Annotated in this window: 5 protein-coding genes and 1 pseudogene; 1 reads left to right on the top strand and 5 read right to left on the bottom strand. The window is 60.8% G+C overall.

Going from position 1 to position 8872, the window contains the following annotated elements; genetic code table 11:
* Positions 1 to 195: 195 nt before the first annotated feature.
* Positions 196 to 1107, bottom strand: a complete 912-nt coding sequence (cobA, locus tag Q0216_RS06035; RefSeq protein ID WP_049356776.1) for a uroporphyrinogen-III C-methyltransferase — start codon at positions 1105 to 1107, stop codon at positions 196 to 198.
* 1 nt (position 1108) lies between these two features.
* The gene (gene nirB, locus Q0216_RS06030; RefSeq protein WP_298593748.1) at positions 1109 to 3778 is read right to left on the bottom strand and encodes a nitrite reductase large subunit NirB; all 2670 of its coding nucleotides are present in this window, start codon (positions 3776 to 3778) and stop codon (positions 1109 to 1111) included.
* Between the two features lie 547 nt (positions 3779 to 4325).
* Here nirB and nirD point away from each other — a divergent pair.
* Entirely contained in the window at positions 4326 to 4652 is a 327-nt protein-coding gene (nirD, locus tag Q0216_RS06025; protein WP_049350096.1) for a nitrite reductase small subunit NirD, read from the top strand.
* Between the two features lie 128 nt (positions 4653 to 4780).
* On the opposite strand, the gene Q0216_RS06020 is transcribed toward nirD, so the two are convergent.
* The 3 genes and pseudogenes from Q0216_RS06020 to Q0216_RS06010 form a co-directional block, all read right to left on the bottom strand.
* Positions 4781 to 5521, bottom strand: coding sequence for a sirohydrochlorin chelatase (locus Q0216_RS06020; protein ID WP_298593747.1), 741 nt, complete (start codon positions 5519 to 5521; stop codon positions 4781 to 4783).
* 83 nt (positions 5522 to 5604) lie between these two features.
* Positions 5605 to 8301, bottom strand: coding sequence for an HtaA domain-containing protein (locus tag Q0216_RS06015; RefSeq protein ID WP_298593745.1), 2697 nt, complete (start codon positions 8299 to 8301; stop codon positions 5605 to 5607).
* A gap of 220 nt (positions 8302 to 8521) precedes the next feature.
* Positions 8522 to 8872, bottom strand: a pseudogene (locus tag Q0216_RS06010) (enoyl-CoA hydratase); the annotation flags it as partial.

Here is an 8872-nt window from a genome sequence, read left to right as displayed (position 1 = left end):
CGATACCCGCCCCGCTTTCGTATGTTTTTGCGCCGCTGTTTTTGCGCCAGAGCATTTCCCCGCGCTACCCGGTATTCCCCGGCACGGCAACACTAGCAGGCACAGCAACAGCCCCGCTCCTCGGCAACTAGGAAAACCAAGGATGCGGGGCTGTGCAATATTATCTAACGCACCGCGCTATCTAGCGCGCCGCCTCTAGGAGGTGGAACGCTCACGCAGACGCTCGTGAACCTCGCTCACAAAGCGGTTCTGATTATCGCGAGCATAATGCACGACCTCACCGATGACGGTAATAGCCGGCGCCTTGACCGATGCGCAATCCACCTGAGCGTTCTCAAGGGTCGTGACAGTCACGCGCTCCTTCTCAGAGAAACCGTTCTCGATGGTTGCCAGCGGCGTGTCAGCCTCAATCCCACGAGAGAGCAGAGACGCCACCGTATCGGGCAGGGTACGAACGCCCATCAGCAACACCACGGTGCCCTGGGCGCGCAGGGTCGCCTCAACAGCCGACACTTCTGTCTCCGACAGGCCGGAGTGACCAGAAATGACGGTGAAAATCGAGGAAACCTTACGCAGAGTCACCGGAATCGCCGCACGCGCAGGAACCGCAATGGCGCTGGTAATGCCGGGGATAACCTCAGCCTCCAGGCCGGCGGCGATGCACGCATCCAGCTCTTCAGCGCCGCGACCGTACACGTACGGGTCGCCGCCCTTCAAACGCACCACGGTCTTACCCGAGAGCGCGTAATCAATCATGAGCTGCTGAATACGGGACTGCGGCACAGCGTGCTTACCGGGAACCTTGCCCACATCAACGATGAGGGCGTTCGGTGCGTACTCGCCGTACTCCTGCGGAGCCAAGTGGTCCAGAAGGACCACGTCCGCCTCGCTCAGGGCACGTGCCGCACGCAGGGTCAGCAGGTCAGCGGCACCGGGGCCGCCACCCACAATGTAGACCTTGCCGGGGTTCTCAGCAGGCTCGCCGGGCAGAAGAATGCCGCGTTCCGTCACGCTATCGTCCAGGGTGTGCCCGGGCGCCCCGCCCGCGAGAATTTCGTCAATAGTGGCGAACTCGCGGGGCGGGAACGGAGGAATCTTCGGGCACATACTATGCTGCCGGGACCGGGTTGAGGTCACTGGGCTTGCCCACGGGAATCTTGGCACCGGTCAGCAGGACGGTGTTGGACTCGCCAGCTTCTGCCGCCGCAATTTCCTCGGGGGTTGCGGGGCGAATCTGCTCGCGCTCCAGCACGTACAGGTGCGAACCCTCGTCGCTGCCGTTGGGCTCGTTGATGAAGGCACGGAAGCGGCGCAGGCGGCGCTCGTCGCGCAGGGTTGCTGCCCACTCGTCCTCGTAGGAGTCAACGTGACGCTGCATGTCGCGCTCCAGGTCCTCGCACACGCCCAGGGAGTCCTCAATGAGGACGGACTGCAGGTGTGCCAGGCCGTCGCCGTGCTCCTCATCCAGATCCTCAAGCCAGCGAGCGGTACGCTGCAGCTTGTCTGCGGTACGGATGTAGTACATCAGGTAGCGGTCAATGTAGCGGATGATGTCCTCGCTGGAAGCGTCCTTCACGAAGAGGCGACCGTGAGCGGGGTTTGCACCACCGTTACCACCCAGGTACAGGTTCCAGCCGTTGGTGGTTGCAATCAGACCAACGTCCTTACCCTGTGCCTCAGCACATTCACGGTTACAACCGGAAACGCCGAACTTGAACTTGTGCGGGGAACGCAGACCGCGGTAACGGTTCTCCAGCTGGATTGCCATGCCGGTGGAGTCCTGAACACCGAAGCGGCACCAGGTCGAACCCATGCAGGACTTCACGTTACGCAGGGACTTACCGTATGCCTGACCGGATTCGAAGCCAGCGTCCACCAGGCGCTCCCAAATGTAGGGCAGCTGCTCCAGGCGAGCACCGAACATACCGATACGCTGCGCACCGGTAATCTTCACGTACAGGCCGAACTCTTCAGCAACCTCTGCGATGACGCCCAGCTTCTTAGCGGGAATCTCACCTGCGGGAATACGCGGAACGACGGAGTAGGTACCGTTCTTCTGCATGTTAGCCAGTGCACGGTCGTTGGTCTCCTGCAGGCCACCGCGACCAGCATCCAGGACGTAGGAGTTGCGGAAGGACGAGAGGATCGACGCAACGGTCGGCTTACAAATAGCACAGCCGTCGCCACCGTGGCCGAAGCGTGCCAGCACGGAGTCGAAGTCGTCCAGGTTGGTCAGGCGCACAGCCTCAGCCAGCTCTGCACGGGAGAAGTCGAAGTGCTCACACAGTGCCTTGGAGACGGTCAGACCCATCTTCTTCATCTGCTGTTCCAGAGTCTTCTGCAGCATCGGCACACAGGAACCACACTGGGTACCCGCGGTGGTGCAGGACTTCAGAGAAGCAACATCGTGGTTGCCGTCTACGATTGCCTCACGGACAGCACCGAAGCTGATGTTGTTGCAGGAACACAGGATTGCGTCGTCGGGCAGTTCGGTGTCGGGGATGCCGTCGCCGCCGCCAGCTGCGGTCAGGTAGACGTTCGGCTCAGCGGGCAGTTCGCGACCGAGCAGGGGCTTGAGGGAGTCGAAGGGAGCGGTGTCACCGACGAACACGCCACCGAGCAGGGTCTTTGCGTCGCCGCTGGTCACGATCTTCTGGTACATGCCGCGTGCGGGGTCTGCGAACAGAACCTCGAGGCAACCCTCGGTGGTGCCGCGGCGGTCACCGAAGCCAGCCACCTGAACGCCGGAGAACTTCAGCTTGGTTGCGATGTCAAACTCTTCAACCTGAGCTTCTTCGTTGTCGTTGAGCAGGTTAGCTGCCACAGCGTCGGCCATAGCGTTAGCCGGTGCGACCAGACCCCAGGTGCGGCCCAGCACGCAGGCGACCTCACCGATAGCCCAAATGTGCTCGTCGGAGGAGTGGCATGCGTCGTTGACGAGAATACCGCCGCGCTCACCCAGTGCCAGGTCAGCCTCGCGTGCCAGCTCGTCGTTGGGGCGAATACCGGCACCGAAGACCACCATGTCGGCGGGCAGGGTGCGGATTTCTGCGTCCTCGGAGGGGGAATCTGCGATGGAGACGGAGACGACGTTACCGTCAGCATCCTTGTTGATGCCGGAGATGTACACGCCGGTCTCAATCTCAATGCCGGTTGCCTTGATCTGGGCGTTCACGGCGTAACCGCCGCCCTGGTCAACCTCAACGGACAGCAGCCAGGGTGCCACGTCCAGGATGGTGGGCTCTGCGCCCAGGTCCTTCAGACCTTCAGCTGCTTCGAGGCCGAGCAGACCGCCACCGACGACGATACCGCGGGGTGCGCGGCCGAGGGTTTCCTGCAGGCGCTTGACCTCGGAGACCATGTTCTTCACGTCATCGATGGTGCGGAAGACGTGTGCTGCGTCCGAGTTAAGAATGGGGATACGAACCGCGCGGGAACCGGTTGCGAAAACCAGCACGTCGTAGGGGTACTCGTTGCCCTCGGTGTCAGTGACGACGCGGCGGGTGCGGTCAAGCTTCTCTGCGTGGCAGTTGTTGACCAGGTTGATGTTCTCTGCATTCCACAGTTCGGGATCGCCGAGGGTCAGGTCCTTCTCGGTGTCCTTGAAAATCTGCTCGATAGCAACGCGGTCGTAGGGGATGTAGGGCTCGTCGTTGAGGACGGTGATGGTGTCCGCTGCGCGACCGGCAGCTTCAGCGCCTTCGTGGTACGCGCGTACAAAACGCCACGCAGCGGGGCCTGCGCCGACAACGAGAATGTTGCGGGGGGTGTGCGACATGGATTTTCCTTCCTAGTTGTAATGCAGGTAGTTCATGGCGCTTATCTACCCTCAGTGTGCGACCGAATCATGCCCGGCGTTGGAACTCCTAGTTTCCGTGCCGTTGGGCTCGTATCTGATGCGTACCGAGTAGTTGGAGCGCCCGCTTTTTTAGAATGCATCTGAAAATTACGAAACATTTTTGTGTGGGATTATGTTGTTTTTCTCAGGCAGTTAAAAGGCGTTTTAAACTACGACTTTTATCGTACACGTTCTCAGGTGCCCCAGGTATCGAAAATCCGCATTTTTTGGGAAAATTTTCCAAAAAAATCCGCGGAATATCGGGCTAGAATAGGGTATTCTTACCTTATCTAGACCTAATTTAGGTAAGGCTAATCTATGAAATTCGAGGGTGTCTTTTTAGGGTAAAAATAACCTTTAGCGCCCTTCGCGCGCCCCATTTCCAAATGTGGGTTTCATAAGGTAAACTCCAAACAAAGAACACACGAACCGCTATTGTGTCCTGCACCCCGCGCGGCGCAGACCACCACTTCGAAAGGAAACCCCCATGGCTGAGAATTGGGTACGCATCTGCGCCGAATCTGACCTCGAAGAAAACTGGGGTGAAGTCGCCCTGGTCGACGGCTACCAGTACGCCATCTACAAGACCAAGCACGGCATCTTCGCCAGCGACCACCTCGACCCGCACAGCCAGGCACTGGTCCTCGCACGCGGCATCGTCGGCGAGAAGAACGGCAACCCCACCATCACCTCCCCCCTCTACAAGGAGGTCTACGACCTGACCACCGGCGAGTGTGTCTCTGACCCCTCCTACTCCATCAAGGTCTACCCCGTAGAGGTCCGCGACGGCGACGTCTACCTCAAGACCGCCTAAACGTTCAGCCGCCTACGGCTACTCAAACACAGCAACACAAAAACCTCGGGAACATGACGTCCCGAGGTTTTTTGTATTAACACTTTCAGCCTTACGAGCGCATCTACACGCACCGCAAACCTGAGTTATTAGGCGGCATCCAGCTGGGCAATAGCCGCATCCATGCGGTCAATGAAGCACTCCGCCACCACGGCAGCAGAAGCACCACCCTGCGCGTTCACCAGCGGCGCGGCAACCTTCACCGGCACACCGGTCGACTCAGCATCACGGCGCATCTTACCGGCGAAGAAACCCTCCGCCAGCAGGTAGGTCGCAGCGAACTTAGGCTGATATTCGGCAACGACCTCGTGGAACTTCGGATCAATAGCGGCAACGAAGCCGTGATGAACCGGAACGTGCAACTCCTCAGCCAGCAGCTCAGCCGCACGCTCCATATCCGCGCGACCATCAGGGCGGGAAGAACCCGCCGCACCCTGAACCACGGGGCCGTCGCCGGGAGTCCAGCCAGCTTCCTCCAAGCGGGCGCGGGTCAGCGCGGCAAGGCGCGCATCCGGGCCCAGAGACTCACCAATGCTGATGCGCTCAATGCCGCTATTGCGTGCGGCACGGCGCAAGTCCACCTGAGTGTGGAAGCCGGTCGAGAGCAGAATCGGCACAATCACGCAGGGCTCATCCTTGGGCAGGGAGGCTGCGGCATCATCAACGCTGGGAGATTCCACATCCACATATGCGGCGTGGACACGGTACTCCACACCGTCGTTACGCTGAGCAAGCAGGAACTTAATCTGCTCACGAATCAGCGTGATAGCCTCGCGACCGGCGACCGAGTCGGTGCCGTGCGAGGTTGCGATTACATTCAGAATAGTCATATTTCCATTGTATGAAAGGAACACCCCGCTTCCCTACTCATGAACACGAGTAACGAAGCGGGGTGTTGCGCGAAGGCTAAATCTTAGCTCTTGCGGCGGCGTGCCACAACCAGTGCGGTACCTGCAGCCAGGGTGATAGCACCAGCTGCAGCGGCGAACATAGCGCCGGATGCGCCGGTCTGAGCCAGCTTCGAGGAGGAGCTACCGGAGGTCGAGGAGCTACCTGCGGAAGAACCACCACCGAGGGAGGAACCACCGTTGGAACCGCTCACACCCAAGTTGTCGGATGCGCCGGAACCAGTGTCAGAACCACCGTTGGAGCCGCCCTTGTGGCCGGCAGTGTTCTGGTCGGCGGTGCTGCTCTCAGAAGCGGAAGCGCTCGCGGAAGCGGAGGCGGTCGAAGATGCCGATTCGCTCGCCGATGCGCTCACCGAAGCGCTGCTGGAGCTGCTTGCGGAGCTCGACGCGCTCGCAGAAACACTCGAAGAAGCAGACGCGCTAGCGGATGCCGATGCGGACGCCGATGCGGACACGGTCGCCGAGGGGGTCACGGCGGGAACGCTCGGAACCGCGGTCGGGGATGCGCTCACCGATGCGCTCGGGGTTGCAGAAGCGCTCGGGGCGACAGAAGGTGCCACGGACGCGGTCGGCAGAGACGGCGAGGTGGGCTCCTCCGAAGGCACAGCGGTGGGTTCTGCGGTCACGCTGGGCTCAGCGGTTGCAGAGGGCTCCACGGTCGGAGCAACAGTCGGCTCAGCGCTTGCAGAAGGCTCAGCAGTCGGTTCTGCGGTCGCAGTGGGCTCAGCCGTTACCGAAGGCTCCGCGGTAGGCTCAGCGCTTGCAGAAGGCATCACGGTGGGTTCTGCACTTGCAGAGGGTGCCACGGTCGGCTCAGCAGTAGGTGCCTCGGTCGGAGCAACGGTCGGCTCAGGTGCCTTAGTCGGTTCCGGTGCCTTGGTCGGCTCAGGAGCCGGTGCCGAGTTCGCTGCCAGACGGTTCAGCCACAGCTGATCCTCGTAGGTGTTCGGGTTCTCGAAGCTGGTCGGGTAGATAATATCGCCGTTGGGCAGTTCGAGAGCGTTGTAACCGCCGCTCTTGTCGGTCTTGCGCATCGAGGAGAGCACCACCTCGTTCACCTTGTTCAGGGTGTCATCCATGAAGACCAGGCGGGAGCCGGATGCATCCACCACGACCACGTTACCCGCGCGGGTCAGGAACATGGTGGCGACCTCGGTCTTCTCGAAACCCTCAAGAGTTGCGGACTCGCGGACCACGCTGAACGTGCCGTTCTCGTACTTGAGAACCTGCACCTTACCGCCGGACCAGTTGTTCCAACGGTAAATGTAGCCCTTGGGGCTGACCAGGGTCGAGGACAGTGTGGTGGTGTAGCCCTCGGGCGAGGAGTTCGGCACCAGAGATACGCCGTTGTTGCTCAGGTGCAGCAGGTGGCCCTTCTGGACCACTTTTTCGCCAGACGCATCGTAGATGGAGGTCGACGGTGCGTACACGAAGCTACCGTCGGGCAGCGGCGCGAGGGTCACGGTGTTGTTGGAGAACGAGTCGCCGTAGTACTCGTCGAGCGAGTAGGCGTTCACAACCTGCGGGTCGATGGAATCGGGCTTCGGCAGAGCCTGCGAGGTTGCCTTACCGGATGCGTCAATAATGGTCAGCTTGCCGCCGCCCTGGCCGTCAATGCTGAGGATGCCCCAGGTGTTGTTGGCGGGGTTGTAGCCGATTGCCTTGACGGTGTTGGCGCCGAGATCAACGTCGGAGTAGACGCCGGAGGAGACGAGCTTACCCTCAGCGGTCACGGTGTACAGCTCGGGCTTGTTGCTTTCGCTACCAATGACGAGCATGCGGTTGCCGTCAGCGTCCACAGCGAAAACGCCCTTGATTGCCTTCAGGACGCCGGTGTCAGTCATCTTCAGGTTGGAGCTGTTCAGCACGGTGTAGGTGGTGTCGCCGCTGAAGCTCGGCGGTGCCACGTGCACGATGTGGTTCTGTCCCAGACGTGCAGTGTTCTGGGGCTGGTTCACGCTCGCGCCGGTGTTGTAGGACTCGGCGGCGCTGTAGGCGCTCTTGGTGGTGTTCGCTGCGCTACCGGTGTAGGAGATGCTCAGCGGATCGAGGCTGGCGCCTTCGTTGTAGAAGTCGGAGAAGGCGTGGTTACCGTCGGCGGTCAGGTTCGCGGAGATGCCGCTGATGCTGACCACGCCGTCCTTCTCGCTCTGCTTGGCGGTGCCGGTGCTCAGGGTCGCCATCTTGACTTCCTTGGGGCCCTCGAACTTGCCGCTGGCGTAGTTCTTGGTGCGCACGGTCATGTAGAGGGAGCCGGTGCCGTCAGCGAGGTTCAGTTCCACGCGGGGATTGGAGAAGGTGAGGTTCAGGGCGCAACCGGTTTCGGGGTCCTGACCTTCTGCGCAGTGGCCGGTGAACCAGAGGCGGCCGGCAGCCTGCAGAGTAACCTGCTTGCCGTCTTCAGAGACGGTGGTGGAGGTCGGGGTGAAGGTAAACTGCTTTGCGGTTGCGTCCCATGCTGCGCCGTCGGTCATTTCGCGGGGCATACCGTTATAGGACAGGAAGGAGGCGCGCACGCCCCAACCGAAGGACGCGCCAGCGGTTGCCTGGTCGCCTGTAGCGACGTTCTGTGCGGCAACGTTCTGGGCAGCGATATTAATGTTCTCAGCGAGAACGGGTGCCAGGGGCAGGGCGACAGCGCCAGCGACGGCGAGGGCGCAGGCTCCCTTGGAGAAGCGGGTGCTAGATGTGAAAATCTTCATTGGTGTGCATCCATACTATCGACATTGTTAGGACAGGCTTACTATATCGATACTGTGAGCATTTCTCAAAATATCCACCAAGTGAACCGTTTTATGACAAAACACCTCACCGCACACTGACGGGGATACAACTAGCCCACGCCAGCACGCCGCCCAAGCACCGGGGAACAAGCACCAGGGGCCGCCACTCCCCCAGCCCCTACGCAACTAATCTACGCAACTAATCCTTCTTCGAAGCGTGCACACGCGACACGCCCAGGGCGCCAAGAATCAGGCCGCCACCCAAAATTACCAAAATCGGCAGAAGAGGCAAGCTCGTATCCATATTGCGGGTAATCTGCGCCTCCGTTGCCTTCACGCCGTTCTGCGGCCCGGGCTCAGTACGAACCTGAGAGGAAGAACCGTTCAGAATCGCGGCACGGCGAGACTGCACCGCCGAGTCGGTCCCCGAGGGCAGATTAGACTCGGGGGTCACCACCTGAACAGGCTGCGCCTCCTCAGTGCGGTACCCCAGAGCCGAAGAGGACTCGGTAGCAGAACCACCCGAGGGGCGAGGAACAGAAATCGTGGC

It is taken from the genome of uncultured Rothia sp. (assembly GCF_937976295.1).
In the GTDB taxonomy this organism is placed as follows: domain Bacteria; phylum Actinomycetota; class Actinomycetes; order Actinomycetales; family Micrococcaceae; genus Rothia.
Note: the sequence above shows the minus strand (reverse complement) of the source record. Positions and strands in the feature narration are given on the sequence as shown.

Coding starts and splice junctions, on each gene's coding strand:
- nirD (WP_049350096.1), top strand. CDS start 4,326: ATGGCTGAGAATTGGGTACGCATCTGCGCCGAATCTGACCTCGAAGAA.
- Q0216_RS06015 (WP_298593745.1), bottom strand. CDS start 8,301: ATGAAGATTTTCACATCTAGCACCCGCTTCTCCAAGGGAGCCTGCGCC.
- nirB (WP_298593748.1), bottom strand. CDS start 3,778: ATGTCGCACACCCCCCGCAACATTCTCGTTGTCGGCGCAGGCCCCGCT.
- cobA (WP_049356776.1), bottom strand. CDS start 1,107: ATGTGCCCGAAGATTCCTCCGTTCCCGCCCCGCGAGTTCGCCACTATT.
- Q0216_RS06020 (WP_298593747.1), bottom strand. CDS start 5,521: ATGACTATTCTGAATGTAATCGCAACCTCGCACGGCACCGACTCGGTC.